The sequence below is a fragment of the Bordetella genomosp. 5 genome, assembly GCF_002261475.1.
Taxonomy (GTDB): Bacteria; Pseudomonadota; Gammaproteobacteria; order Burkholderiales; family Burkholderiaceae_B; genus Bordetella.
Genome location: NZ_NEVN01000001.1, coordinates 106,725 through 130,660, shown reverse-complemented (window position 1 = coordinate 130,660; position 23,936 = coordinate 106,725). Strand labels below are relative to the sequence as shown.

Below are 23,936 nucleotides of genomic sequence, written 5' to 3'. Positions count from 1 at the left end.
TCAGGGGGTATTCACGGGATGGGATGGCGCCTGGCCGCGCAGCATGCGCAGCATGTCGTCCACCGCGCCATCGCTCATGCGGCGCATGCTGGTGGCGGTGCTGCCCGCCACGTGCGGCGTCAGCAGCGTGCGCGGCGCGTGCAGGATCGCGGCGTCCGCGGGCAGGGGTTGAATGTCGTGCGCGTCGAGCGCGGCGCCGCCCAGCGCACCGCGCGCCAGCGCGTCGGCCAGCGCCGCGGTAACCACCACGGGACCGCGCGCCACGTTGATCAGGATCGCGTCGGGCCGCGCAAGCGCAAGCGCGTCGGCATCGATCAGGCCGCGCGTCTGCGGCGTGAGCGGACAACACAGCACGATCACGTCCGACTCGCGCATCAGCGTGGCGAGGTCGGCGGCCTGCACGCCGGCGGGCAGGGTGTCGGGACGGCGCGTGAGCCCCAGGGTGCGCATGCCGAGCGCCTGGCACAGCGCCGCGAGCTGCGCGCCGATGGTGCCCACCCCCACGATGCCGCAGGTGGTGCCGCGCAGCTCGGTGCCGCGCTCGGCCATGGCGCGGGCGGGCGCCCAGCCCTGACCGCGCAACGCGGCGTCCATGGTGCTCAGGCCACGGCGCAATTGCAGCATCGCGCCCAGGCAGTACTCGACCACCGCGGCGGTATTGGAGCCCGGCAGATTGCCGACCGCGATGCCCCGCGCGGTGGCGCGTTCCACCGGAATCATGTCCAGGCCCACGCCGTGGCGCATCACGGCACGCAGCCGCGGGGCGTGGTCGAAGATATCCTCGGGCAGAGGGTTGCGCACGATAAGTCCGTCGGCCTCGCGCACCACCGCGCGCAATGCGTCGGCATCGGGCCCCGCGGCCACGCGCACCTCGCACTCGGCGGCCAGCCGCGCGTGCGCATCGGGATGAATGGAAGACGTCAGGGCAACGACAGGCAGGTCAGGCATCGGCTAGCGGTCCTCGATGACAGGGGTATCCAGCGTGCCCAGACCCGGCAGGACGACGCGCATGCGCGCCCCCGGCCGCAGCCACGCGGGAGGTTCATGGTTCGCGGCTACGCCGGCCGGCGTGCCGGTGGCGATGATGTCGCCCGGATCCAGCGGCATCTGCGTCGATGCGTGGGCAATCAGCGCGGGAATATCGAACACCAGATCGGCGGTCGTGCCCTGCTGTCGCACCACGCCGTCGAGCTCCAGCATGATGGGCTGCGCGTGCGGATCCGCGATCTCGTCGGGCGTGACCAGCCAGGGCCCGACCGGGCAGAACGTGGGCTGATTCTTGCCCCGTACGAAGCCCTTGTCGGCGCGCACCATATCGGTGGCGCTCACATCGTTCACGATGAGATAACCGGCGACATGATCCATCGCCGTCTCCGCGCTCACCCGCAGCGCTGTCTTGCCGATCACCACGCCCAGTTCCGCTTCGTAGGTCACGTTGCCCACGTCCGGCGCGAGGCGCACGGCCTCGCCGGGCCCGATCACCGTGCGTCCGGACTTGACGAACAGCACCGGCGCCTCGGGCGGGGCCATGCCGCGTTCGCGCAGGGCGTCATGAAAGTTGAAGGCCGCGCCCACCACCTTGCCCGGCCGCGGCAGCGGGGCCAGCAGCCGCACACTCGACACCGGCCGGCGGGCTTGCGGCGGATAGGTGCTGTCGGCCAGCTTCGCGGCCAGCGCCGACAAGCCCAGGTCGATCCAGTCGATCAACGCGGGCGGCAGGGCACGGGCCCATGCCGGCCCGTCGGCATGCCGCGCGTCCACCACCTCGCTGTCGCCGGCCGACAGAAACCCAGGACGCGGCTGCCCGTCCTCGCAGACAAACGTCACGAACTTCATGGGATCAGGCCACCTTGTAGCGTTCGATGATCTCGCGCTTGACCTCGATGCCCAGCCCCGCGCCGGTCGGGATCTGCACCACGCCGCGATGCTGCACGATGGGCTCTTCGGTGAGCAGGTCGCGGAAGGGGTTCTCGCATTGCTCGAACTCCAGCAGCGGCGGCATCGGGCGGAAGCTCGGAGGCTGATCCGGCAGCGCGGCGATGAAGTGCAGGGTGGCGGCCAGGCCGATCGCCGAGCCCCAGGCGTGCGGAACGCATTCCACGCCGTGCGCGGCGGCCAGGGTCGCGATCTTGCGGCACTCGCTGATCCCGCCAGCGGCGCACACGTCGGGCTGCACGATATCCATGGCCTTGCGGGCCACGATGTCGCGGAAGCCCCAGCGCGTGAATTCGTTCTCGCCGCCGGCCACCGCCATGTCGAGCGCACGCGTCACTTCCACGTAGCCGTCGAGGTCTTCGGGCGAGATCGGCTCCTCGAACCACTCCACGTCGAGCTTCTCGAGTTCGCGGCCCAGACGGATCGCGGCGGGCACCGTGAAGCAATGGTTGGCATCCACCATCAGGCGCACATCGCCGCCCACCGCTTCGCGCACGGCACGCACACGTTCGAGGTCCAGCTTGGGCGAGCCCAGGCCGATCTTCATCTTGATCGCGGTGAAGCCTTCGGCCACATAGCCCTGGGCCTCTTCCACGGCTTCCTCGATGAGGCGGTCCATATCGATGAAATACAGCCCGGTCGCATACGACTGCACCTCGGTGCGGTAGGCGCCCCCGATCAGCTTGTGGATCGGCTTGCCGCAGCTCTTGCCGATGATGTCCCACAGCGCGATGTCGATGCCGCTCAGGGCCGAGATCGCCATGCCCTTGTTGCCGTAGTCCTTGATGCGGTTGTAGAGGTCTTCCCAGATGACCTCCACGTCAAACGCATCGCGCCCGATGATGCGGGCGGCATACTGCGACTCGATGTAGGCGCGCGCCACCTGAGAAGGCCCGTAGCACTCGCCCCAGCCCACGATGCCGTCGGCCGTCTCGATCTCCACGATGCACGAGCCGCGCTGCTTGTAGAGCCAGCCGCGCGACGACGTGAACGGCCGCTCGACCGGTGCGCTGACGACATGGCAGGTGACTTTCTTGATCTGACTCACTGTTTGCTCCCAGGATGCTTATTTGGCGGACACGAATACTTTCTTGGCGACGTCGTTCAGGGTGGTTTGCACCCCCTGCACTTCCTTGTCCAGCGCGGCCCCGGTCTTGTCGTCGACCAGGAACCCGTTCTGCGTGGCGAAGGTCTTGAATTTCTCGCTCTGGATGGCCTTGTCGAAGATCTCGATCAGGCGTTTGCGCACGTCATCGGGGATGCCCGCGGGCGCCACCACATAGGCCATCTGCACCAGCGGCCCGTAGGGGAATGCGTCGTAGCCTTTTTCCTTGAGGGTCGGCACGTCGGGATAGAGCGCGAGCCGCTCGTTGGCGAACACCGCGATCGGCTTCACATGCTTGGCGTCGATCTGGCCTTTGCTCTCCGAGGGCTTGAGCACGGCCGCGTTGATCTGCTTGCCCGAGAGATCGGCGATCACGCGCGAGCCGCCGGGGTAGGGCACGTTGACGTAAGGCACGCCGGCGGCGCGCGCCGTCATTTCGGCGAAGATGTGATTGAGGTTGTTGTTGCCGGGCGTGCCGATCGAAACCTTGCCGGGATTCTTCTTCATCTCGGCCAGGAAGGCCTCGAGCGTGGCGGGCCCGTCGGCCGGCACCAGCAGCATCAGCGGATCGGTGGACACCCGCGCGATGTGGGTGAACTGCTCGTTGCGCAGCGGCGTGAGGTTCTGTGCGATCTGCGCCAGCGTGGAACTCGTCCCCATGCCCACCGTGTAGCCGTCGCGATCCGCGTTGGCGACCTTGGTCATGCCGATCGCGCCGGTGGCGCCGGGCGCGTTCTCGACCACGACCGTCACGCCCTGCTCGCTGATCAGCTGTTGCAGCATGCGCGCCGCGATGTCGTTGGAGCCGCCGGCATTCCAGGGAACGACGAAGCGTATCTCCCGGGCCGGATACGTCTTGTCCGCGGCATTTGCCAACGGGATGCTGCAGCACGCCAGGGCGGACACGCCCAGGATCAGCTTGGACAGAACCGACATTTCAGTCTCCTCCGAAAGTCGCCATGAGGACGCTTCGTGAACCGCCTCTCAGGGCTGTTTTTGTGGGTACTCGAGACTTACTCTATCATTCGTTATAACAAACAACAATCACCATCGATCATGCGGCGCAGCACGTAATGCGAGAATGTGCGCATCCGCGGCCCCTATCTGCAGAGGAAGTTTCCGTGCCCGATTTTTCCCGTCAGCCTGGCGTGCAAGCCCCCAAACGGACCGCGATCCTGCGTCCGCTGGAGCGCGAGACGCTCTGGGATCGCGCCTATGCGGCGCTGCGCGAAGCGCTGCTCAACGGCCGCTACGCGCCCGGGCACCGCATCGTGCTGCGCGAGGTCGCCGCCGAGCTCGGTATCAGCCTGACACCCGTGCGCGACGCCGTGAACCGCCTCACCGCCGAGCGCATCCTCGAGCGCGGCACCGGCGGCCAGGGCGGCGGCGCGACCGTGCCCCACGTCGACGCGGGCGTGTTCCAGCAGCTGGTGATCATGCGGGCCGAGCTCGAGTCACGCACCGCGCACGACGCGGTGGCCCATGCCACCGACGACGACGTGCAGACGATGCGTGGTCTGCACGCGCGCATGGCGCAGCTGATCGACGCCGAGCCGCGCCAGGGCTATCTCGACGTGCACCGGCGCTTTCATTTCCATCTCTACGGGCTGAGCGGTCTGGACGTGATCCAGGACAGCATCGAGACGCTGTGGCTGCGCTGCGGGCCGGTGCTCAACATGGTGCTGCCGGAGTACGTGCCGCACCTGAAGGCCACCGATCACCACGCGGCGGCCGTCGAAGCCCTGGCCGCGCGCGACGCGCAGGGCGTGGCCCAGGCGATCCGCGACGACATTCTCGAAGCGGGCCGGTACATCCATGGATTGCTGATGCAGGAATCCGGCCGGCATTAAGGCTCAGTCGGCCGGTTTGGGCTGCTGGCGCGCCAGACGCGCGAGCAGCGCGTCGAGCTGGTTGGCGAATGCCTTGCGGTCGGACTGACTGAAGGCGGAGGGCCCGCCCGTATCCACGCCACTCGAGCGCAGCTCTTCCATCATGTCGCGCAACGCCAGGCGCTCGCGGATGGTCTCGGGCGAATAGCGTTCGCCGCGCGGATTGAGCGCCATCGCCCCCTTGGCCAGGACGTCGGCGGCCAGCGGGATGTCACCCGTGATGACCAGATCCCCGGCCTGCGCATGGGTCGTGATGTGCGCATCCGCCACGTCGAACCCGCGCGGCACCTGCACGGCGCGGATCAGGGGCGAGGGCGGCGTGCGCAGCATCTGGTTGGCCACCAGCGTCAGCGGCACCTGCCAGCGCTGCGAAGCGCGGAACAGGATGTCCTTGATGACCGCGGGGCAGGCGTCCGCGTCGACCCAGATATGCATGAGCCTCAGGCGTCCAGCGCTTTCTGCAGCAGCTCGGCCACCACCTCGTTGGTGGACACGCCGCGCTCCTGCGCGATGGCACGCACGCGGTCGGCCTGGGCCTGCGTGAGCTTGAGCGGAAACGGCACCAGACCCGCGGCCTGATCCAGCTTGCGCTGCTCGCGGCGATCCGGCACGGCGTCGCCACCGAAACGGCCCGGCGTGCTGGATTGCTTGAGCTGGCCCACGACCTTGAGCGACTTGTTCTTTTCGAGTTCGAATTTGTTCATGAGAATTCCTGACAGAGTGCGCCATCATAAGCGCAATGCGGGCAAGCGCCTGTCGCGACATCGCGAGGGTTTCGCGACAAGTCCACTCCCCCTAAGATGTCATGGCTCTCATCCGCCTCTATTGTCATGCCCCGTTTTTTCTCCGCCTGCTCCATCACCCTCGCGCTGACCGCCACGCTGTGCGCCAGCGCCGCGCACGCCGCCACGCCGTGCCCCCAGGCCGCCGACATCGTGCGAGCGATCTGGCCGAGCGCGAGCGGTCCCGACGCCAACGGGCGTATGCCGCTGGGTGACAGCCACAGCATGGCGCGCATTCCGCTGCGCGAGTTCGAGAGCGTGCCGCGCGTGGCCTGCAAGGTCTGGCCCGCGGACAGCAATCTCATGCTCGCCGCGGTGCCCGTGCTGGCCGATGTGCCGGAGAGCGACGACGGCAACACGGGCGACCTGGGGCTGTACGTGCTCGATGCCCACACCCTGCAGGTGCGCCAGTCGCTGCGCATCACCGGCCTGATGACGGACGACGCCGTCCGCATCTTCGACGTGACGCTCGATACGGCGCGCTACAGCGTCGACGGCAAGCGTGCGTTCGGTGTGCGCATCGCGCGCGCCAACGGCTCACAGCCGAACCCCTTCCAGGAAACCAGTCTGCGTCTGTTCGTGCCCGAGGGCGACTCGCTGCGCATGGCGCTGGACGGCGTGTCGATGGAGCGGCTTCAGGGCGAATACGACACGCGCTGCAAAGGCGAATTCATCCGCACCCGGCGCACGCTCGCGATGAGCGGCCGCAACCTGATGGCTACCGAAGTCGCCACCACCACGCGCGCCGACGAGAAAAACGGCGAATGCGTCGAAGCCACCGTCGCCACCACGCGCCACCGTTACACGCTGCCGTACGAAGACGGCCAGTTTCTGATTCCGATCGCGCTGGTGTCGATGGATAACGAGTAGGGGCGCGACCGGCAGCGCAGCGACGATCCCAGGCGTTTCTCAGCGCCGCTGATCATCGTGCCTGGCCGGCCGCACCCCGGCGGCTCCTGTCCCGCGATCAGCGTTCCGCCTGGACGCCGGCCTTCGTCAGGCGTGCGCGCACGGCGGCGTAGCCCTCGCGCGTCATGTCGGTGTTGCGGATGGCAGCCGTGCACCTGGCGTAGTCATCCGGGCAGCCGCTCATGCCGGGCATATCGTCCGCCACCACGAACAGCTGGACCACGACTCGCTTCACGTCCGCCGGCGCGGGCTTGCCCTGCAAAAAGTCAGTGATCTCGGCACGGTACTGCGCGATCTTCTGTTCGACGACCGTCTTCCAGTCGGCGCAGCCGGTGAACAGCACGGCGCCGTCGCTCCACGTCAGCTTGTCGCACAGCACCACCGGCTCGGTCTGCGATGCCAAGGCTTGCGGCAGCTCCGCGCGCACCGGCGCGCCGGCTTCGGTGACGTACGTGACGCGCGTGCCCTGCGTGGCGGAGGTGTCCACCTTGCCGCGCAAGAGGATCGGCGTTTCGATGACCGCGGGCAAGCGCTCCGAGGGGCCGTTGGCATACGCCTTGGCCACATCGGTCACTTCCTCATGAGAAAGATCCATGCGTTGCGCGATCACGCGGCGCGCGCCCTTGAGCAACTCACTGTGCTCTTCGCGGATTTCGTGCTCGATCAACGCCTTTTCGAGCGGCGTCGGGGTATAGGCCGCGCTCACGAGGGTGGGCAAGAACAGCGCGGCCAGCGCGAAGGGAATCGACTTCATGGGGATACCGGGGATAAGAGAAAGGCGCAAGCGTACCTCAGATGCGGCCCCTTTTTTGCACGCCTGCCCTTCAGAGGTGCGCGCGGTCAGGCCCGCTCCTGCCCCTGCCGCCACTCCCGCGGCGTCATCCCGCTGATGGCCTTGAACGCGCGCGACAGCGCCGCCTCGCTGCCATACCCCACGTCCATCGCGATCGACTTGAGTGGCTTGCCCAAAAGCAGCGCCTGCTGCGTGAGCCGCACCCGCCAGCCCTGCAGGTAATGCCCGGGCGTACAGCCCACGGCGTCCCGGAACGCCCCCGCGAACACGCTGCGCGACATGCCCGAGACGTCGGCCAGCGAGGCCAGCGTCCATTCGTGGGCGGGCTGCTCGTGCATGGCGACCAGCGCGCGGCGCAGCTGCGGATGCGACATGCCGGCCAGCATGCCGCCCGCCACGCGGCCCGTCTCCATCAAGTGGCGCAGCATCTGGATCAGCACCACCTCGAACAGGCGGTCGATCAAGGGATAGCGGCCGCAGTTCTCACCGAAGGCCTCGTCGAACAGCACGCCCAGAATCGGCGCCGCGCCATCGATCTCACGCAGCGGCACGCACACCACGTCGGGCAGGGCCGCGGCGAGCGGATTGGTCGCGCCGCCGTCGAACTCCAGATCGGCACAGGCCATGTCGGCGCCGCGCTCCGGGTCGGTGTGGAACTGCCTCGGCATGGGGCGCGGATACATCAGCAGGCTGGGCTCCGTGACGCGCAGCGGGTCGCGCCCGGGATGGACGACATCCAGCGTGCCCGCCTTGACGAGATGCAGCTGGCCGCGCCCCCCTTCCGAGTCGGCCAGGCCGTTGATGCCGCACAGCGTTCCGGCGTGGAACAGATGCGCGCGCACCGGAAAACGGTTCAGCAGGGCGTCCAGCCGGTCCGAGCACACGTCCGCCATGAAAATACTCCTAATCAAGTTTTCAAGACTATACGTGACTTTTAGTTTTGCCAACGGGCCTAAAGTGACACCCATCGCAACCCCACACGGAACAACACATCATGGCCTTCCCCCGCAAGCTCCTCGCCGCCTCCCTGCTGGCTCTGGCTCCCCTGACCACCTTCGCCGCCGGCAGCGCCGGCGTCGAGCACAACACGCAAGCCTTCCTGGAAGCCCTCGCCAAGGGCGGGGGCCAGCCGCTCGAAACGCTGACGCCCGCCGCCGCACGCCAGGTGCTGGTCGGCGCTCAGCAGGGTGCCAAGCTGCCTGCCGCCGACGTCAGCGAAAAGACCATCACGGTCGACGGCAAGCAGATCAAGCTGCACATCGTGCGCCCCGCGGGCGCCAAGGGCGTGCTGCCCGGCTTCATCTTCGTGCACGGCGGCGGCTGGATCCTGGGCGACTTCCCCACGCACGAACGCTTCGTGCGTGATCTCGTGGCCGACTCCGGCGCGGCCGCCATCTTCGTCGACTACACGCCGTCGCCCGAAGCCCGTTATCCGGTCGCGATCAACGAGATCTACGCGGCCACGAAGTGGGTGTCCGAGAACGGCGCGCAGATCAACGTCGACGGCAAACGTCTCGCCATCGCCGGCAACAGCGTGGGCGGCAACATGGCCACGGTCGTGGCCCAGATGGCCAAGGAGAAGGGCAAGCCCGCACTGCGCGCGCAGGTGCTGTTCTGGCCGGTCACCAACGCCAACTTCGAAAACGCCTCGTACGACGAGTTCGCGGAAGGCCACTTTCTTACGCGCAACATGATGAAGTGGTTCTGGGATGCGTACACGACCGATCCCAAGCAACGCCAGGACATCCACGCCTCGCCGCTGCTCGCTACCCCGGACCAGCTCAAGGGCCTGCCGCCCACGCTGATCCAGACCGCGGAGAAGGACGTGCTGCGCGACGAGGGCGAAGCCTACGGCCGCAAGCTCGACGCCGCCGGCGTGAGCGTGGTCGTGACCCGCTACAACGGCATGATCCATGACTTCGGTCTGCTCAACGTGCTGTCCGACGTGCCCGCCACCCGCTCGGCACTGCACCAGGCCGCCGAGGAACTTAAGGCGCGTCTGAAGTAATCGAGGCAGGTGCAGCCACGCCCGCTGCGACGGGCCCACGCGAAGTGGGCCCGTCGCAGCGGGCGTTTGCATGAGTCGGCACGACCTGATCTCCGCACAGAGCGCCAGAGCGCCATGATTGTTAACCCACGCTGAACAGCCCGCTAAGGCCCGAGCGTCTAGTGTCGCGCGCCGCGTCTCCCTACCATGGTCGAACCCTTCCACGCACGAGACCGACCATGCAACGACGCGACATTCTGCGCCTGGGCGCTGCCCTGGCCGCCGTGCCTTTCATTCGGCCCGCCTTCGCCCAAACCCCCGCGCCGCGCTGGACCACGGCGGCCGCGCCGACCGTGGCCCGCCAGGAACTCTATCCCGAAGTGCTGGACGGACGGCTGTATGTCGCGGGCGGACTGCTCACGCCCAACACCGGCTACTCCGCGCATTTCGAGTCGTACGACCCCGCCACGGACGCCTGGACCCGGCTGGCAACGCTGCCCGAGGCCCGACATCACATCGCCCTGGCCGCGACGGGCGGCCTGCTCTACGGCGTGGGCGGCTTCAGCGGCGGCTTCCCCAACTGGCGCGCGCAGGCCTCGGCCTATGTGTACGACCCGCGCGCCAACCGCTGGCGCGACAGCACGCCCATTCCCTATCCGACGGCCGAGGGCGTGTTCGCCGCGATTGCGGAACGGCTCTATCTCGTGGGCGGGCGGGTGCGCGCGCACGATGACGCACGCCACTTCAACGATCACGCCGACACCGCGCGCAGCCTGGTGTTCAACCCGGCGAATGGGCGCTGGTCGGCCATCGCCGACGCGCCCACCGCCCGCAACAGCGCGGCGGCGGCGGTGATCGGTGGCCGCCTGTTCGTCGTCGGCGGGCGCCAGGCGATCAAGCAGGCCGATGGCTCGCTGCGCCAGGTCAATGCGGCGCAGCTCGAGGTCTACGATCCGCGCACGGATCGCTGGTCGCAGCGCGCGCCGATGCCGCAGGCACAAGGCGGACTGGCCGCGGCCGCGCATGGCGGACGCCTGTATGTGTTTGGTGGCGAGCAGTGGGTGCCCGAGCAGAAGGTGTTCGCCAATGCGTGGGTCTACGAGCCCGCGAGCGATCGCTGGAGCGCGCTGCCGCCCCTGCCCACGCCGCGGCACGGCCTGGGCGCGGCCGTCATCGGCAATCGCATTCATGTGGTGGGCGGTGGTCTGCGCGTGGGTGGCGATCAGGCCAGCGCGGTGCATGAAGTGCTCGTGTTGCCGGACGCTCAGGCCCAGTCGTAATCGCGCACGTAATCGATGAACGCGCGCATCGCCGCGCTCGGATGCCGCCGGCTGGGGTAATACAGACACCAGCTCGGCAGCGTCTGCTTCCAGTCGACCAGCAGCTCCACGAGACTGCCCTGTTCGATGTGCTCGCGCACGTAATCCTCGAAGAGATGCGCCACGCCCGCGCCGGCCAGCGCGGCCTGCAGCTCCTGTTGCGCGGAGCTCAGCGTGAGCCGGCCCTGCGGCACGATTTCGGGGGTCTCGCCATCCTTGCCGAACTTCCACGTGACGGTCGTGCCGCCCGGGAAGCGGCGCCGGATGCAGTCGTGCGCCGCGAGATCGGAGGGCAGCACGGGGCGCGGATACTTCTGCAGATAGCCGGGCGAGGCCACGATCGCGTAGCGCAGCGCGGGGCCGAGCGGCATGGCGACCATGTCCTGCGCGAGCTGCGCGCCGAACCGCACGCCCGCGTCGAAGCCCTGCTCCACGATGTCCACGATCGCCGCATCGCTCACGATCTCGACCTTCACGTCCGGATAGGTCTCCATGAAACGAAACGCCAGCGGACACAGCACGTGGTCCACCGCCGGACCGGGCGCGTTGATGCGTAGGGTGCCGGTGGGGTTCTCGCGAAACTGATTGAGCTCGTCGATGGCGGTGCGGATGTCGAGCAGCGCGGGCGACAGCCGCCCGAGCAGGCGCTCGCCCGCCTCGGTGGGCGACACGCTGCGCGTCGTGCGGTGCAGAAGCCGGATGCCCAGCGCGGCCTCGAGCGCGGTGATCGACTGACTGATGGCCGACGACGATACGCCGCGCTTCACCGCCGCCGCACGGAAGCCGCCGTGCCGTACGACATCTTCGAAGATTTCCAGGCTGTCCAGACGCAGGGATGACATGGCTGAGTGAGGGAAGGTGGGCCGATGCAGGAGGCCTGCATGACGCCGGGCGAGGGCAATTGCCCCGCCCGTCGCCCTCAATTTACGACACTTCAGCCCGACCCTGCCCGCATGGCTATCGCGCCGCGGCGGCCTGCGTCGGCGTGATGCGCCAGATCGTGTTCGACAGATCGTCGGCAACGATCAGCGCGCCCTTCGGGTCGACCGTCACGCCGACCGGACGGCCGCGCGTGGTGCCGTCGTCATCGCGAAACCCGCTCACGAAATCGACCGGCGGGCCCGACGGCCGGCCATCCTGGAACGGTACGAACACGACTTTGTAGCCCACCGGATCCTTGCGGTTCCAGCTGCCGTGCTCGCCGACGAACGCGCCGTTGGCGAACTTCGCGCCCATGGTGTCGGTCGAGAAATCCACACCGAGCGCGGCGACGTGCGCGCCCAGGCTGTAATCCGGCGCGATCGCGGCCGCGACCTTGGCCGGATCCTGCGGCCGCACGCGATCATCGACGTGCTGGCCCCAGTAGCTATAGGGCCAGCCGTAAAAGGCGCCTTCCTTCACGGAGGTCAGGTAGTCAGGCACCAGATCCGGGCCGATCTCGTCGCGCTCGTTCACGACCGCCCACAGCTGATCCGTGCCGGGCTGGATGGTCAGCGCCGTGGGATTGCGCAGCCCCGTGGCATACGGCTTGTGCTCGCCGGTCTGTGCGTTGATGCGCCAGATCATGGCGCGATCGGCCTCCACGGCCATGCCGCGCTCGGTGATATTGCTGTTGGAGCCGATGCCCACGTACAGATACTGGCCATCGGCGCTCGCCGTCATGGCCTTGGTCCAGTGATGATTCAACTCCGACGGCAGCAGCGTCACGGTCTCGGGTGGCCCGCTGGCCTTCGTCTGCCCCGGTTGATAGGTGAAGCGCACCAGCGCGTCCTGGTTGGCCACGTAGATCGCGTTGTCGATCAATGCGAGACCGTAGGGCGCGTTGAGGTTGTCGGCGAACACCGATGCTTCGTATGTGCCGTCGCCCTCGGGATCGCGCAGCAAGGTCAGGCGATTGCCACCCTTGACCGGGCTGGTGCCGCGCGCCTTGATGATGCCGGCGATCACGTCCTTGGGCTTGAGCTTGCCTGCGTTGCCGCCTCTGCCCTCGGCAACCAGAATGTCGCCGTTGGGCAGCAGCAGCGTCTGCCGGGGGATCTTCAGATCGGTGGCGATCGCCTTGATGGTGTAGCCCTCGGGCACCGTGGGCAGCTTGTCGCCCCACTGCGCGGGCTTGGCGATCACCATGTCGGGCAAGAGCCCGCGTTCGGGTTTGGGCAGGTCAGGGTTCGGGCCGACCTGCGAAGCGGGCGGTTGTTGCGCATGGGCGACGGCCAGCGCCGCGGTCAGGGGAATGAGGGCAAGCAGGCTGAGGGTTTTCATACGGCGCTCCGGATACGGGGCGTGCGAAAGCCGAGCCAGACGGCCACGAGCATCAACAGCGTTCCCACGACAGACAGGATCAGGCCCGTGGGCATGCTGGCCCAGGCATCACGCGCATGGATCAACGCGTTGAAGAATCCCACCACCCAGGCCGCCAGCAGCACCACGGCATAAAGCACGATGCCGCGTGCGCGTTGGCGCGCCCGGAACAGATCGACGATGGCGAAGATCAGCGCGAGGCCGCCGATCATCAGGCCGCCCACCAGCAGCCAGGACGCGAAGTTGTTCCACTGAATCTCGAAGGTCTTGGCGTAGGCCCAATCGGACAGGGCCGCGCCCAGAAACAGGGGCAGCGCCCCCGCGAGCAGTACCGCGTGGAGGGGCCCCACGGTCGGGGAATACCGGTATTCGATGAGTTGATTCACGTCGACGCCTCTTGGACAGGGGGCACAGGATTGCGGCGCGAAGGCCCGCAAGTCCTGTGCCCGCGGGCCGGTGTGGGCGCCCCGCAGTCCCTGCCTCAAGGCGCCAGGCTGGGTTCGACCGCAATGGCGATTTTTCCGACCAGACCATTGTTGGGGCTCTCCAGCCGGGCATGCGCGGCCGGGATGTCAGCCAGCGAATACACGGCCCCCACATGCGGGCGCAGCTGCCCGCGTTCGATCAGCGCACTCAGCTCGTCCAGCTTGCCGCGATGCTGGCGGGTGAAGACGAAGTGATAGCTGGCGTTCTTGCCCCAGGCCTGCAGCAGGTTCTGCGGCTTCGCGATGTCCACGATCGAGACCACGCGGCCCAATTGGTTCAGCACATCGGCGCTGCGCGACAGCGTGTCGCCGCCGATGGTGTCGAACACGACGTCGACGCCCCGGCCACCGGTTTCACGCAGCACCGCCACCACGTAGTCTTCCTGTTCGTAGTCGATCACCACGTCGGCGCCCAGGCGGCGCACGAACTCGGCGTTGGACGCCCGTGCGGTCGTGAGGACCCGCGCGCCGATGGCCTTGGCGAGCTGAATCGCCACATGGCCGACACCGCCCGCGCCACCGTGGATCAGGATGCTTTCGCCCACGCGCAGCCCCGCACGCACGACCAGCGCTTCCCAGGCGGTGCCACCCACGAGCGTCAGGCTCGCCGCCTCGAGGTGGCTCAGCGCGGCGGGCTTCTTGCCGATGATGGTCTCGGATGCGACGTGGTACTCGGCATAGCTGCCGGACCCCTGGAAGATCTGCGGCGTGTACCAGACCTCGTCGCCCGGCACGAACGAGGTCACACCAGGGCCCACCGCCTCGACCACGCCAGAGACATCATGGCCGGTGATCGCGGGCAGGGGTACCGATTCCGGATAGTCGCCACGCCGGATCTGGTAATCCAGCGGATTGATGGAGGTGGCGTGCACGCGAACCAGCACCTCGCCGGCCTGCGGCACCGGCTTGGGCACGTCGCGCAGCGCAAAGGCATCGGGGCCGCCAAAAGAAGTCAGTACGATCGCTTTCATGTTCATTCCTTATATCGGTATATTGGGATATCGGGAAATTCCGATATCAACAGATGAAAAAAACTGCGGGCAATAAAACAAAGGGGCTTAGAGCTCTTTGCCGATGACCTCGGCCAGCGCGCGAAGGGTGGCTTCGTTGCGCTTGTAATACGTCCAGGGGCCGATGCGCCGGACCTCGACCAGACCGGCACGGTGCAGCGTGGCCAGGTAGTCGGACACTGTCGATTGCGACAGCCCGATGCCTTCCTGGATGCTGCTCACGCAAACGCCCACCTCGTGAACGTCACCCTCGTCCTGCGGAGGGAAACTGTTCTCGGGATCTTTCAAGCCCTTGAGGATGTCCAGGCGCGTGCGATTCGAGAGCGCTTTGAAGATGTCGAGTAATTCCATGGCTTCCATCATATCGAGATTTCCCGATATGTCAATATGCCCACTGATTTTCTGCTTCATGCCGCCTTGCGGCGTGTTTCCTGCGGCGTTTCGCCGAAGGCCTGGCGATACGCGCGCGAAAACTCGCCGAGGTGGCTGAAGCCGAAGCGCGTGGCGATGGCGCTGATCGTCTCGGAGGGGTAAGGCTGCGACAGCGCGCGCCGAACCGCCTCCAGTCGTTGCTGCCGCAACCATTGCAGCGGGGACTGCCCGCACTCATCCTGGAACAAGGCCTGCAGCCGCCGCACCGACAGACCGCAGTGACTTGCCACCATGGCGACCGGCACACGATCGCCCAGATGCTCGAGCATGTAGGCCTGTGCGCGTCGCAGACTTTTGGGCGCCGCGGGCGCAAGGCAGCTTCGCGGGGTCGGTATTCGACCACGCCTCGGGCGGAGGTGGCAAAGCGGGCAGCATCACGTTTACCCAGGACGTCGATGGCAGAGTCCTCTCCTACGGCCCCGACCCGGTCGGCGTGTTCGCCCAGAGCGACGGCAATACCGCCATGGCGTCTCCCATCTCGCTGAACATAGGCGGTCTGCTCCAGACCACCACCGACGATCCCAACGGCGTCGGCCTCTGGCTCGATGGCGGTTCCTATGCGAACGTGGTCACCGTCAGTAATACCGGCAAGATTCTCTCGACCACGGCCGTGCAGCAGACCCGCTTCGGCACCACCACGGTGAACAACGCGGGGCAAGTCTCGGGAACGCTGCTCTTGACCGCGCAGGGCGCCGCCACCGTGGGCGCCATCAACAACACCGGCACCCTGCTCAACGCGCAGACCGTCAGAGGGTCGGTCTTCAACGACGGCAACGTCCTCATCGGATCGGCAGCGCGGATCGACAGCATGCGGGTGACCAACGACTACACGCAACGCGGTGCGGGCACCCTGCACGTCAGCGCCGACTTCTCCGGCCGGCGCGCGGACACCCTGACCGTCGACGGTGCCGCGTCGCTCGGCGGTCATGTCCGGATCGACGCCGTCACGCTGATGCCGAACCGCGAACTGCCGTTCCTGCAGGCCGGAACGCTCACTTCGGGTGCGAGCGTCGGCGGTGCATCGTCGCTGTTCAGCTTCAATACCCGCTACACGGGGCAGACCGCCGCGGTGTCGGCAGGCCAGGCAAACTTCCAGGCCGTTTCCGACCTGCACGGCGTGGGCAACAACCTGCGCGAGGTCAGCGAACATCTGCAGAACATCTGGGACCGCGGCAGCAACGAAGCACTGGGATCGTTGTACGCGCAACTGGATCACGCAGCGAGCGCCGGACGTTCGGGACACGCCTCGGCGCTGAGCGATCTTTCGCCCGGCCTGTCGGCCGCGCCGGCGGCACTCGCCACGGACACGGCCTACATCAAGCCCTACACCAACCTGGATCTGATCTATACCCGCATGCCTTCGTACAGCGAGCGCGGCGCGGGCCCGCTGAACCTGGACGTCAAGAGCGCGGACAAGTTCACCGCGCTGCTGACACCCGGCGTCGAAGTGGGCGCGCGCTTCGACATGAAAAACGGCTACACCGCACGGCCCTTCGTCAACGTCGGGGTATCGCTGGCCAGCACCGACAACTGGACGACCAAAGCGCAGCTGGGCGCGGCGCCCGGCGGCAGCGGCGACTTCCGCACCACGCTGGAGACCGGCCGCGTATTCGGGCACGCGACCGTGGGCGTCGAGCTCGCGAGCAAAGCGGGCTTCGACCTGCGCCTGCAGTACGACGGCCTGCTCTCCGATCGCGCGCGCAGCTCCGGCGGGTCGGTCAAGGCCACCTGGCGGTTCTGACGACGGGAATCGCTGCGCCGGGCACCGGGCGTCCGGGCGCCCGGGCCGCGTACCGGCGCGGCCTCGCGGTCACTCCCCTGGCGGGCGCTCCTGGTCACACCCCCGCCAGGGAAGCAGGCCGGACGTGCCAAAATGACGGTCATCCCAAGGCATCGGCCTGCGATCGCCCGCGGCGGTCGGGCCGTGCCGCGCACGAATCCAGGAGCAGTGCCCCCGTGAATGACGACTCCCTGTCGGACGCCGATACGTCCGAAGACCGCAAGGAACAGACGCCCACCCTCTGGCGCGACGACGGCTGGACCGCCCGCATCATCAAGAACGAAGACGACGACGGCTGGGCCGTGGAAATGACCCTCGACGGCCAGGCCGAGCCCGCGCTGGTCGGCCCCTGGACCATGGGCCGCGACAAGAAAAATCCCAAGCCGCTCGACTCGCCCGCCTTCATTACGCTGGTCAAGACCGCCAACGAAGTCCTGCGCCGTCACGAGCAGCAGTTGCACGCCACGCTGCACAAGAGCGTGAAGATCGACACCGACGCCGGCCGCCTGACCATCAAGCTCGACATCGTGCCCGACGAAGACGAGCCCTACGCCCTGCTCAGCGCCTACGACGAATCCGGCGAGCAGCTCGCCGAGATCACGGTGGCGCCCAACTACAAGCTCACCGTGCAACGCGCCTCGGACTGGGCGGCAGGCGGCTTCGGCCGGCAGGGCTGACCCCGCGGGCGCGCTTGCGCGACACCGCCGCGATGCCGCGCTCCCGCCGCGCCGGTCAGCCTGCGCCGGTCAGCCCGCGCCACCGATGCCGTCCAGCGTACGCATTGCGTCTTCGGGCAGCACCAGTGCGCCCGCCGCCAGGTTCTCGCGCAGATGGCTGGTCGACGACGTGCCCGGAATCAACAGGATGTTGGGCGAGCGTCGCAGCAGCCAGGCCAGTGCCACCTGCATGGGCGTGTGGCCGAGCTCGTCCGCCACCGCCGACAGCGCCTGCGACTGCAGCGGATTGAAGCCGCCCAGCGGGAAAAACGGCACGTAGGCGATGCCGTCGCGCGCAAGCGCATCGATCAGCGCGTCGTCGCCGCGGTGCGCCAGGTTGTACTGGTTCTGCACGCACACGATCTCGGCGATCTCCCGGCCCTGAGCCACCTGCTTCGGCGTGACGTTGCTCAGGCCGATGTGGCGCACGAGCCCCTGGCGCTGCAGCTCGGCCAGCGCCGTCAGGGGCGCCTCGATCGAACCTTCGGCCGGGCCGTGCACATCGAACATGATGCGCAGATTCACCACCTCCAGCACATCGCGGCCCAGGTTGCGCAGGTTGTCGTGCACGGCCTGCGTCAGCGCCTCGGGCGTGTAAGCGGGCAGCCACGAGGCATCGTCGCCGCGGCGCGCGCCGATCTTCGTCACGATCGTCAGGTCTTCGGGGTAGGGCGCCAGCGCCTCTCGAATGAGCTGGTTGGTGATGTGCGGCCCGTAAAAATCGCTCGTGTCGATATGGTTCACGCCGAATTCCACCGCCAGACGCAGCACGGCGAGCGCCGCCTCCTTGTCCTTGGGCGGGCCGAACACGCCCGGGCCCGCCAGCTGCATGGCGCCGTAGCCGAGGCGACGCACGTGGCGGTCACCGAGTTGCCAGTCAGCGCTGGCGTCGATAGAGGATTGCGAGAAGGTCATGAGAGGCTCCGTCAGAGGATCAAGGGATTCGACAGACCTCAAGATAGACCTGCGGCGGGGCCGTTGATAAGCCCGTACAATCTGCACAGCGTGTACGGGATATCGCACAATGCAGATCGATCTGAACGACCTCAACGCCTTTGTCGCCGTCGCGCGCGCGGGCGGCTTTCGCGAGGCGGCCCGATTGGGCAACACCAACGCATCGCGTCTGAGCGACGCCGTGCGGCGCTTGGAAGAGCGCCTGGGCACGCGGCTGCTGCACCGCACGACCCGCAGCGTGGCCGTGACCGAGGCCGGCCGCAACCTCCTCGCCCGCCTCGACCCCGCGCTCACCGAAGTCGCCGCCGCCGTCGACACCTTCAGCCGCGGCGGCGACCGTCCCGCCGGCACCTTGCGCCTGAACGTACCGCTGAGCGTGTCGCGGCTGGTCTTGCCCGACCTCGTGCCGGGCTTTCTCGCGGCTTACCCCGACATCCGGCTCGACATCGTGGCCGAAGAGAGCTTCGTCGACATCCTGGCCGAAGGCTGCGACGCGGGGGTGCGCTATGGCGAAGGGCTGGAGCAGGACATGATCGCCATTCCGATCGGCCCGCGCGTGCAGCGCTTCGCGGCCGGCGCCGCGCCTGCCTATCTGGCGCGGCACGGCACACCGCGTCACCCGCGCGACCTCATGCAGCACGCCTGCCTGCGGGGCCGGTTTCCGAGCGGCGCCATGCCGGCATGGGAATTCGAGCGCGGCAGCGAGCGGCATCTGCTCGAGCCCGCCGGGCCGCTGGTCGTGCGGCTCGGCGGTGCCGTGGACCTCGCCGTCGCGGCCGCCGTGGCCGGGACCGGCGTGGTGTATCTTTTCGAAGAATGGTTGCGCCCGCAATTCGAGAGCGGCGCGCTCACGCCGGTACTGCCACAGTGGTGGCCCAGCTTTCCCGGCCCCTACCTGTACTACCCGGGCCGCCGGTTCATGCCGGCGCCGCTCAAGGCCTTTGTCGACTACGTAAAGCAATCGAACACCGCCGCCGGCACGCCGCGCCGCTGATTCGCGGCGTCGCGCGCGGACACGCCGTGCCCACTGACCGGACCTCGTCCCGATGACACCATCCCCTTATCGACTCTTGCTGACCCTCTGCGCCGCGGGCACGCTCGCGGCGTGCGACCCCACGCTGCCGTCGCCGCCCGCCGGATCGGCACTCAGCGCCGAGACCATCGCCACGCGCGACACGCCACCCGGGCAGCAATTCAAGGGCGTGCTCGCCGGTCAGGCCATCCATCTGCTGGTCCACGAATGCAAGGTCTACCGGGTCGACGACGCCGGGGCCGGCAACGTGGCCTGGACCAAGGTTCTGGAAGGGGTCTTCTATCCGCTGCCCACCGCTTGCGTACGGCAGTCGCTCACGGCAGACAAAAGCGGCGTCACCGCCTTCATCGGGCGGCAGGCGATGGGGGCCGGCGGTTGCTGCACGGGTCAGCCGGAATTTCGGAGCACCGACGGCGTGACCTGGAAGCCGCGTTGATCACGTGGCCAACATTGAGGCCAGCGCCAGCCTCCGGTTTCAGCGCTGCAGGCAGCCCGGCGGGTCGACCTCGGCCGGCGTGGCCGATGCGTGCGGAATCACCTTGTAGCCCGCGGCGCGCGCCCAGCATACCGACGCCGGTGCATTGAACTCGTTCAGCGCACGCGTCAGGCGCCAGTACACGTTGAAGCTGCGCCATTCTTCCAGCCACCACAGATACTCGTCGGTCGCCAGCACCCGCTTGAACGCCGCCGGATCATGCCACTGCGCGCGCGGCAGCAAGGCAAAGCGGCCCATCTCGAAAAACAGTTCGCGGTCTTCGCGCGACAAACGCATCGGGAACGCCAGCAGCAACTCGGGATCGTAGGACAGCTTGCTCGCCGGCCGGCGCGAGCGCGCATCGACCATGTCCATCATGGTGATCTCGTTGAGCGTGCCGTACAGATCGATGGCGCCGCCTGCCTTGAAATAGGAGGTCAGAATCAGCCGATCATCCAGCACGAGCTCCAGCAGCTCCATGCTGCGCGGACCATGGCGCTTGACCACCAGCGGACGCGCCAGCGTGAGATACCGGGCCGCCACCGTGTAGTCGTAGTCCCGGGCCAGGATCTGATAGGCCGTGAGCAGCACCTCATCGTCGATCACGCGCCCGTCGTTGTGCGCGCGATCCACCAGCGCGGCGGCCTTGTAATAGACCTCGCCCCACCCCGGGCGGCCACGGATCTGTGCCTTATCCACCATGTTGAAACGCGTGTCGGACAACAGGCCGATGGCGGCATCGACATCGCCGCGGTCCATCGCGTTCGACGCGGCCGCATGATTGCCCCTCGCCGCCAGATCGCCGGGCACCGTCACCGCCGCCTTGCCGACCATGTACGTCAGCCCGCAACCGCTCAGCAGGGCACACAGCGCCCCGGCCGAGACCAGCGCCACACCGCGCGCCGCGAACGGCGGGCGCCACGCGTCGACCCGCGACAGAATGCGAAACGCGGCGAGAATCGATCGGAACGAGAGCATCGGCAAGGGCGCACAGAATCAGGGGACCCGGCACCATACCGAAGAACGCCGCCGATGACAAAACAGGCGCATGCAGCCCGTCAGCTCATCGGCGCTACACGCATTCAGGTGGCAGACGGCCTGTTGGGCTACTGTCGCGATACAGTGAGCCTGCACAGAGGAGCGCGAGGTCATGATTACCGCCACCGACACATCGATCGCCATCGTTGGCCCCGGCGCCATCGGCACCACCATCGCCGCCGCGCTGCATGAGGCCGGCCGTACACCGCTGCTCTGCGGCCGCTCGTCGCGCGAAGCGCTCACGCTGCTGGATGGGGATCGCCGCGTCATCGTTCCCGGACCGGTCATGACCGATCCCGCCCGGCTCACCGGCACGGCCGACCTGGTCTTTCTTGCGATCAAAGCCACCCAGATCGAAGCCACCGCGCCGTGGCTGGCCGCGCTGTGTGGGCCGCAGACGGTGGTGTGCGTGCTTCAGAACGGTGTCGAGCAGGTGGAGCAAGTCACCCCGCACGCTCCGCCCGCCACCGTCGTTCCGGCCGTCGTGTGGTTTCCTGCGCAGGCGCAACCCGATGGTGCCGTGCGACTGCGTGGCGACGCGCGCCTGAGCCTGCCCGACACACCGGCCGCTCACGTCGTGCGCGACGCACTGGACCAGACGCGCTGCGCCGTCGAGATCACCGCGAACTTCAAGGCCGAGGCCTGGCGCAAGCTGATGCAGAACGCGGTGGCCGGGCTCATGGCCCTGACGCACCGCCGCTCGGGCATGTACACGCGGCCCGACATCGCCCGGCTGACACTGGTCTACCTGCACGAGTGTCTCGCCGTCGCCCGCGCCGAAGGCGCCGAGCTCGGCGACGAAGTGCCGCAGGAGATCCTGCGCAAGTTTCAGGCTTCCGCGGCGGACATGAGCACGTCCATCCTGACCGATCGCGAAGCAAGTCGCCCGCTCGAATGGGATGTGCGCAACGGCGTCATCGCGCGCCGCGGCATGATCCACGGCATCCCCACGCCCATCAGCGACGTCGTCGTACCGCTCCTCGCCGCAGCGAGCGACGGCCCGGGCTGACGCGGGCCTCAGGCCCGGACAGGTTCTCTACGCCCATGCCTATAAGCTCGCCGTCCTGACCCGCCGCAAGCGCCACGCCACCACCACGCCCGCGATCCCGGCCGAGGCCACGATGAAGGACCCGACCGTCCAGCCATGGCGGTCGATCGCGCCACCCACCAAGACCGGCCCGATGACCTGGCCCAGGCCGCTGCCCTGCATGACCAGGCCCACGGATGCCGCCGCCAGCGCGGGGCGTGGCGCCACCAGCGGCGCTGTGCCGAGCAGCGTGGACGGAATCAGACCGCCCACCGCCGAGAACAGCACGCACAACAAGAAGGTGGACATGGCCGGCAGCGCGGCGCCGAAGATCACAAGCGCCACGCACACCATCACCGCGCTGGCGCACGCGATCAGCGTCGAACGCCGCCATCCCCGCGCCAGCAATACGCCGGCGCCCAGGTTGCCGATCATGTTTGCCGCGGTGGCGATGGCGCTGTACAGCCCCGCCTGCGCGAGCGTCAGCCCCAGCCGCTCCATGAGCAGCACCGGCAGGAACGCGAACAGCGCAAAGAACATCAGGCTGTACAGCGTGAACGAGAGCGCGAGCAGGACGGGGCCCGCGGCGCCGAGGGTGTCCACCGTATCCTGGCGCAGGCCGCGCCAGGACAGATCGGCACCGCGGGGCGTGGCCGGCGCCAGCAGCAGCACGGCAATCAGCGCAGACGCTGCCGCTCCCCCCGCGCACCACCAATAGGCATGCCAGTCGGCGAAGGCTTGGGAGGCAAGCATCGCGATCGCCATGCCGGCGGGCATGTAGCAACTCCACAGCGCAAAGGCCAGATCGCGCCGGTTGCCCGTCACGATGCGCTGCAGCGCGGCGGGCCCGGCCACCGTGATCATCACGAAGCCGAGGCCCTCGACCACCCGCGAGGCCAGCAACACGCCATACCCCGATGCCAGCACGCCGATCATGGTGCCTACCGCGGTGGTGAGGAGGCCCAGCATCAGCATGCGCCGGGCGCCGAAACGCGCGATCACGCCGCCGGCCGCGATGCCCCCCACCGTGCCCAGGATCGAGAACACGGCCGTCAGTGTGCCGATGGCGGCGAGGTCCAGGCCCAGGTCCTTGCGCAGCAGCGGCGCGGCGATGATGACCTTGCCTACCTGCAGGGCCGCGACGATCCCCGCTCCGACGATCGCCAGCATCGCGCCCCAGCGTTGCCTCGGCGTGACGCCGTCGGCCGACGCGAAATCCTTATGGCTCATCCTGCCCCCCGCTTTCTCCGGATCCCGGCATCATGCCACTCGGGGTGGCCTCGCAAGCGGGTTCGACCGAAAAACTCCGCCTATCGGCCATATCCGGACGACCCGTGGCGAGCCTCTTCCTCCACGCTGGACACGGGCGGCTTCGACGTCCCGTTGCCATCACGATGGCGTCCGATGGAACCTATTCCGCCGTCGCGTCACCAACCCCGGGAAACCCTGTCAAGGCCGTGGCTTACGCCGGCCGCTTATTCGAAGGAGTGGGGCATGGCGCACGATTTCCGGCAGTTGCTCACCGATTGGCTTGGACGCATGTCGGGCGACGCATCTCCTCCCTGGCACGGCGAGCAGGCCATCGCGCCCCTCAGCCTGCCCGGTCAGTCCGAGCCGTTCTATCTGGTTCACCCGCCTGGCCCGGGCGAGACGTTCATTCTGGTGGCGCCGCTCGGCGAGGCCCAGGTGCAGGTATCGCCGTCCGTCTTGTCGGCCATGCTGGAGCTCAACGCCGAGCCGGCGCTGTCGTCAGGCGCTTTCGCGCTGGATCCGAGTGACAAGTCGGCCATCTACCGATTCGTCGGCGACCTCACCGGCATGGATTTCGCTCGCTTTCAGAACACGCTTACCAATTTTGGCCTGTTGGCGGCGGAAGCGCGCAGGCACTACCAGCACCTGGTCGGTGCGGCATCACGGGCGAACAGACTGCCCGGGATGGGCGGCCCCGGCTTGCGGGTTTGAGATA

27 protein-coding genes are annotated in these 23,936 nt (G+C 67.9%); 10 read left to right on the top strand and 17 right to left on the bottom strand.

Annotation, left to right across the window (positions count from 1 at the left end):
• The 4 genes from CEK29_RS00670 to CEK29_RS00655 are packed head-to-tail and all read right to left on the bottom strand — an operon-like array spanning position 1 to position 3,976.
• The gene (locus CEK29_RS00670) at positions 1 to 948 is read right to left on the bottom strand and encodes an NAD(P)-dependent oxidoreductase (protein ID WP_094857074.1); all 948 of its coding nucleotides are present in this window, start codon (positions 946 to 948) and stop codon (positions 1 to 3) included.
• 3 nt (positions 949 to 951) lie between these two features.
• The gene (locus tag CEK29_RS00665; protein WP_094857073.1) at positions 952 to 1,836 is read right to left on the bottom strand and encodes a fumarylacetoacetate hydrolase family protein; all 885 of its coding nucleotides are present in this window, start codon (positions 1,834 to 1,836) and stop codon (positions 952 to 954) included.
• Positions 1,837 to 1,840: 4 nt separating this feature from the next.
• Positions 1,841 to 2,983 (bottom strand): mandelate racemase/muconate lactonizing enzyme family protein, encoded by a 1,143-nt coding sequence (locus CEK29_RS00660; protein ID WP_094798299.1) that lies wholly within the window; start codon positions 2,981 to 2,983, stop codon positions 1,841 to 1,843.
• 18 nt (positions 2,984 to 3,001) lie between these two features.
• Entirely contained in the window at positions 3,002 to 3,976 is a 975-nt protein-coding gene (locus tag CEK29_RS00655; RefSeq protein WP_094798298.1) for a Bug family tripartite tricarboxylate transporter substrate binding protein, read from the bottom strand.
• Positions 3,977 to 4,161: 185 nt separating this feature from the next.
• Here CEK29_RS00655 and CEK29_RS00650 point away from each other — a divergent pair, with 185 nt between their 5' ends.
• Positions 4,162 to 4,890 (top strand): GntR family transcriptional regulator, encoded by a 729-nt coding sequence (locus tag CEK29_RS00650; protein WP_255176029.1) that lies wholly within the window; start codon positions 4,162 to 4,164, stop codon positions 4,888 to 4,890.
• A gap of 3 nt (positions 4,891 to 4,893) precedes the next feature.
• On the opposite strand, the gene CEK29_RS00645 is transcribed toward CEK29_RS00650, so the two are convergent.
• Both CEK29_RS00645 and CEK29_RS00640 read right to left on the bottom strand, forming a co-directional pair.
• Complete coding sequence (locus tag CEK29_RS00645) at positions 4,894 to 5,364, bottom strand: YaiI/YqxD family protein (RefSeq protein ID WP_094798296.1); 471 nt, start codon at positions 5,362 to 5,364, stop codon at positions 4,894 to 4,896.
• 5 nt (positions 5,365 to 5,369) lie between these two features.
• On the bottom strand, positions 5,370 to 5,633 hold the full coding sequence (locus CEK29_RS00640; RefSeq protein WP_094857071.1) for a hypothetical protein: 264 nt from the start codon (positions 5,631 to 5,633) through the stop codon (positions 5,370 to 5,372).
• A 126-nt stretch (positions 5,634 to 5,759) separates the two neighbouring features.
• Here CEK29_RS00640 and CEK29_RS00635 point away from each other — a divergent pair, with 126 nt between their 5' ends.
• A complete protein-coding gene (locus CEK29_RS00635; protein WP_094857070.1) occupies positions 5,760 to 6,581 on the top strand; it encodes a hypothetical protein in 822 nt (273 codons plus the stop codon).
• 97 nt (positions 6,582 to 6,678) lie between these two features.
• Here the strand turns inward: CEK29_RS00635 and CEK29_RS00630 are convergent, their stop codons facing one another.
• On the bottom strand, positions 6,679 to 7,374 hold the full coding sequence (locus CEK29_RS00630) for a hypothetical protein (RefSeq protein WP_094857069.1): 696 nt from the start codon (positions 7,372 to 7,374) through the stop codon (positions 6,679 to 6,681).
• Between the two features lie 86 nt (positions 7,375 to 7,460).
• A complete protein-coding gene (locus CEK29_RS00625) occupies positions 7,461 to 8,306 on the bottom strand; it encodes an AraC family transcriptional regulator (RefSeq protein ID WP_094857068.1) in 846 nt (281 codons plus the stop codon).
• A 101-nt stretch (positions 8,307 to 8,407) separates the two neighbouring features.
• Here CEK29_RS00625 and CEK29_RS00620 point away from each other — a divergent pair, with 101 nt between their 5' ends.
• Together CEK29_RS00620 and CEK29_RS00615 are read left to right on the top strand one after the other, a co-directional pair.
• Positions 8,408 to 9,421 (top strand): alpha/beta hydrolase, encoded by a 1,014-nt coding sequence (locus tag CEK29_RS00620; RefSeq protein WP_094798290.1) that lies wholly within the window; start codon positions 8,408 to 8,410, stop codon positions 9,419 to 9,421.
• 218 nt (positions 9,422 to 9,639) lie between these two features.
• A complete protein-coding gene (locus CEK29_RS00615) occupies positions 9,640 to 10,680 on the top strand; it encodes a Kelch repeat-containing protein (RefSeq protein WP_094857067.1) in 1,041 nt (346 codons plus the stop codon).
• Here CEK29_RS00615 and CEK29_RS00610 read toward each other — a convergent pair.
• From CEK29_RS00610 to CEK29_RS00585, 6 genes are all read right to left on the bottom strand, one after another.
• Positions 10,665 to 11,561 (bottom strand): LysR family transcriptional regulator, encoded by an 897-nt coding sequence (locus tag CEK29_RS00610; protein WP_094857066.1) that lies wholly within the window; start codon positions 11,559 to 11,561, stop codon positions 10,665 to 10,667. The two genes, CEK29_RS00615 and CEK29_RS00610, sit on opposite strands and share 16 nt — an antisense overlap.
• Positions 11,562 to 11,676: 115 nt before the next feature.
• Positions 11,677 to 12,981, bottom strand: coding sequence for a PQQ-dependent sugar dehydrogenase (locus CEK29_RS00605; RefSeq protein WP_094857065.1), 1,305 nt, complete (start codon positions 12,979 to 12,981; stop codon positions 11,677 to 11,679).
• Entirely contained in the window at positions 12,978 to 13,406 is a 429-nt protein-coding gene (locus CEK29_RS00600; RefSeq protein WP_094798285.1) for a DUF2231 domain-containing protein, read from the bottom strand. Before CEK29_RS00600 ends, CEK29_RS00605 begins: the two co-directional genes overlap by 4 nt.
• A gap of 95 nt (positions 13,407 to 13,501) precedes the next feature.
• Entirely contained in the window at positions 13,502 to 14,476 is a 975-nt protein-coding gene (locus CEK29_RS00595; protein ID WP_094857311.1) for a zinc-dependent alcohol dehydrogenase family protein, read from the bottom strand.
• Between the two features lie 87 nt (positions 14,477 to 14,563).
• Positions 14,564 to 14,866, bottom strand: coding sequence for an ArsR/SmtB family transcription factor (locus CEK29_RS00590; RefSeq protein WP_094798712.1), 303 nt, complete (start codon positions 14,864 to 14,866; stop codon positions 14,564 to 14,566).
• A gap of 56 nt (positions 14,867 to 14,922) precedes the next feature.
• Positions 14,923 to 15,216 (bottom strand): helix-turn-helix transcriptional regulator, encoded by a 294-nt coding sequence (locus CEK29_RS00585; protein WP_094857064.1) that lies wholly within the window; start codon positions 15,214 to 15,216, stop codon positions 14,923 to 14,925.
• Between the two features lie 8 nt (positions 15,217 to 15,224).
• Between CEK29_RS00585 and CEK29_RS00580 the strand changes: the two genes are divergently transcribed.
• On the top strand, positions 15,225 to 16,688 hold the full coding sequence (locus CEK29_RS00580) for an autotransporter outer membrane beta-barrel domain-containing protein (RefSeq protein WP_094857063.1): 1,464 nt from the start codon (positions 15,225 to 15,227) through the stop codon (positions 16,686 to 16,688).
• A gap of 215 nt (positions 16,689 to 16,903) precedes the next feature.
• A complete protein-coding gene (locus CEK29_RS00575) occupies positions 16,904 to 17,404 on the top strand; it encodes a hypothetical protein (RefSeq protein WP_094798282.1) in 501 nt (166 codons plus the stop codon).
• A gap of 69 nt (positions 17,405 to 17,473) precedes the next feature.
• Here CEK29_RS00575 and CEK29_RS00570 read toward each other — a convergent pair whose 3' ends face one another.
• Entirely contained in the window at positions 17,474 to 18,358 is an 885-nt protein-coding gene (locus CEK29_RS00570; protein ID WP_094857062.1) for an aldo/keto reductase family oxidoreductase, read from the bottom strand.
• A 109-nt stretch (positions 18,359 to 18,467) separates the two neighbouring features.
• Between CEK29_RS00570 and CEK29_RS00565 the strand changes: the two genes are divergently transcribed.
• Both CEK29_RS00565 and CEK29_RS00560 read left to right on the top strand, forming a co-directional pair.
• A complete protein-coding gene (locus tag CEK29_RS00565) occupies positions 18,468 to 19,391 on the top strand; it encodes a LysR family transcriptional regulator (protein WP_094857061.1) in 924 nt (307 codons plus the stop codon).
• A 52-nt stretch (positions 19,392 to 19,443) separates the two neighbouring features.
• Positions 19,444 to 19,866, top strand: a complete 423-nt coding sequence (locus tag CEK29_RS00560) for a hypothetical protein (RefSeq protein WP_094857060.1) — start codon at positions 19,444 to 19,446, stop codon at positions 19,864 to 19,866.
• A 39-nt stretch (positions 19,867 to 19,905) separates the two neighbouring features.
• On the opposite strand, the gene CEK29_RS00555 is transcribed toward CEK29_RS00560, so the two are convergent.
• A complete protein-coding gene (locus tag CEK29_RS00555) occupies positions 19,906 to 20,883 on the bottom strand; it encodes a hypothetical protein (protein WP_094857059.1) in 978 nt (325 codons plus the stop codon).
• Positions 20,884 to 21,055: 172 nt separating this feature from the next.
• On the opposite strand from CEK29_RS00555, the gene CEK29_RS00550 reads away from it, so the two are divergent.
• A complete protein-coding gene (locus CEK29_RS00550; RefSeq protein WP_094857058.1) occupies positions 21,056 to 21,952 on the top strand; it encodes an oxidoreductase in 897 nt (298 codons plus the stop codon).
• A 39-nt stretch (positions 21,953 to 21,991) separates the two neighbouring features.
• Here CEK29_RS00550 and CEK29_RS00545 read toward each other — a convergent pair whose 3' ends face one another.
• Positions 21,992 to 23,200, bottom strand: coding sequence for an MFS transporter (locus CEK29_RS00545; protein ID WP_094857057.1), 1,209 nt, complete (start codon positions 23,198 to 23,200; stop codon positions 21,992 to 21,994).
• 264 nt (positions 23,201 to 23,464) lie between these two features.
• On the opposite strand from CEK29_RS00545, the gene CEK29_RS00540 reads away from it, so the two are divergent.
• A complete protein-coding gene (locus CEK29_RS00540) occupies positions 23,465 to 23,932 on the top strand; it encodes a hypothetical protein (RefSeq protein WP_094857056.1) in 468 nt (155 codons plus the stop codon).
• The last annotated feature ends 4 nt before the right edge of the window (positions 23,933 to 23,936 follow it).

Coding starts and splice junctions, on each gene's coding strand:
- CEK29_RS00605 (WP_094857065.1), bottom strand. CDS start 12,981: ATGAAAACCCTCAGCCTGCTTGCCCTCATTCCCCTGACCGCGGCGCTG.
- CEK29_RS00615 (WP_094857067.1), top strand. CDS start 9,640: ATGCAACGACGCGACATTCTGCGCCTGGGCGCTGCCCTGGCCGCCGTG.
- CEK29_RS00590 (WP_094798712.1), bottom strand. CDS start 14,866: ATGGAATTACTCGACATCTTCAAAGCGCTCTCGAATCGCACGCGCCTG.
- CEK29_RS00595 (WP_094857311.1), bottom strand. CDS start 14,476: ATGAAAGCGATCGTACTGACTTCTTTTGGCGGCCCCGATGCCTTTGCG.
- CEK29_RS00610 (WP_094857066.1), bottom strand. CDS start 11,561: ATGTCATCCCTGCGTCTGGACAGCCTGGAAATCTTCGAAGATGTCGTA.
- CEK29_RS00665 (WP_094857073.1), bottom strand. CDS start 1,836: ATGAAGTTCGTGACGTTTGTCTGCGAGGACGGGCAGCCGCGTCCTGGG.
- CEK29_RS00630 (WP_094857069.1), bottom strand. CDS start 7,374: ATGAAGTCGATTCCCTTCGCGCTGGCCGCGCTGTTCTTGCCCACCCTC.
- CEK29_RS00620 (WP_094798290.1), top strand. CDS start 8,408: ATGGCCTTCCCCCGCAAGCTCCTCGCCGCCTCCCTGCTGGCTCTGGCT.
- CEK29_RS00545 (WP_094857057.1), bottom strand. CDS start 23,200: ATGAGCCATAAGGATTTCGCGTCGGCCGACGGCGTCACGCCGAGGCAA.
- CEK29_RS00565 (WP_094857061.1), top strand. CDS start 18,468: ATGCAGATCGATCTGAACGACCTCAACGCCTTTGTCGCCGTCGCGCGC.
- CEK29_RS00640 (WP_094857071.1), bottom strand. CDS start 5,633: ATGAACAAATTCGAACTCGAAAAGAACAAGTCGCTCAAGGTCGTGGGC.
- CEK29_RS00560 (WP_094857060.1), top strand. CDS start 19,444: ATGACACCATCCCCTTATCGACTCTTGCTGACCCTCTGCGCCGCGGGC.
- CEK29_RS00670 (WP_094857074.1), bottom strand. CDS start 948: ATGCCTGACCTGCCTGTCGTTGCCCTGACGTCTTCCATTCATCCCGAT.
- CEK29_RS00625 (WP_094857068.1), bottom strand. CDS start 8,306: ATGGCGGACGTGTGCTCGGACCGGCTGGACGCCCTGCTGAACCGTTTT.
- CEK29_RS00540 (WP_094857056.1), top strand. CDS start 23,465: ATGGCGCACGATTTCCGGCAGTTGCTCACCGATTGGCTTGGACGCATG.
- CEK29_RS00570 (WP_094857062.1), bottom strand. CDS start 18,358: ATGACCTTCTCGCAATCCTCTATCGACGCCAGCGCTGACTGGCAACTC.
- CEK29_RS00635 (WP_094857070.1), top strand. CDS start 5,760: ATGCCCCGTTTTTTCTCCGCCTGCTCCATCACCCTCGCGCTGACCGCC.
- CEK29_RS00550 (WP_094857058.1), top strand. CDS start 21,056: ATGATTACCGCCACCGACACATCGATCGCCATCGTTGGCCCCGGCGCC.
- CEK29_RS00555 (WP_094857059.1), bottom strand. CDS start 20,883: ATGCTCTCGTTCCGATCGATTCTCGCCGCGTTTCGCATTCTGTCGCGG.
- CEK29_RS00585 (WP_094857064.1), bottom strand. CDS start 15,216: ATGCTCGAGCATCTGGGCGATCGTGTGCCGGTCGCCATGGTGGCAAGT.
- CEK29_RS00645 (WP_094798296.1), bottom strand. CDS start 5,364: ATGCATATCTGGGTCGACGCGGACGCCTGCCCCGCGGTCATCAAGGAC.
- CEK29_RS00655 (WP_094798298.1), bottom strand. CDS start 3,976: ATGTCGGTTCTGTCCAAGCTGATCCTGGGCGTGTCCGCCCTGGCGTGC.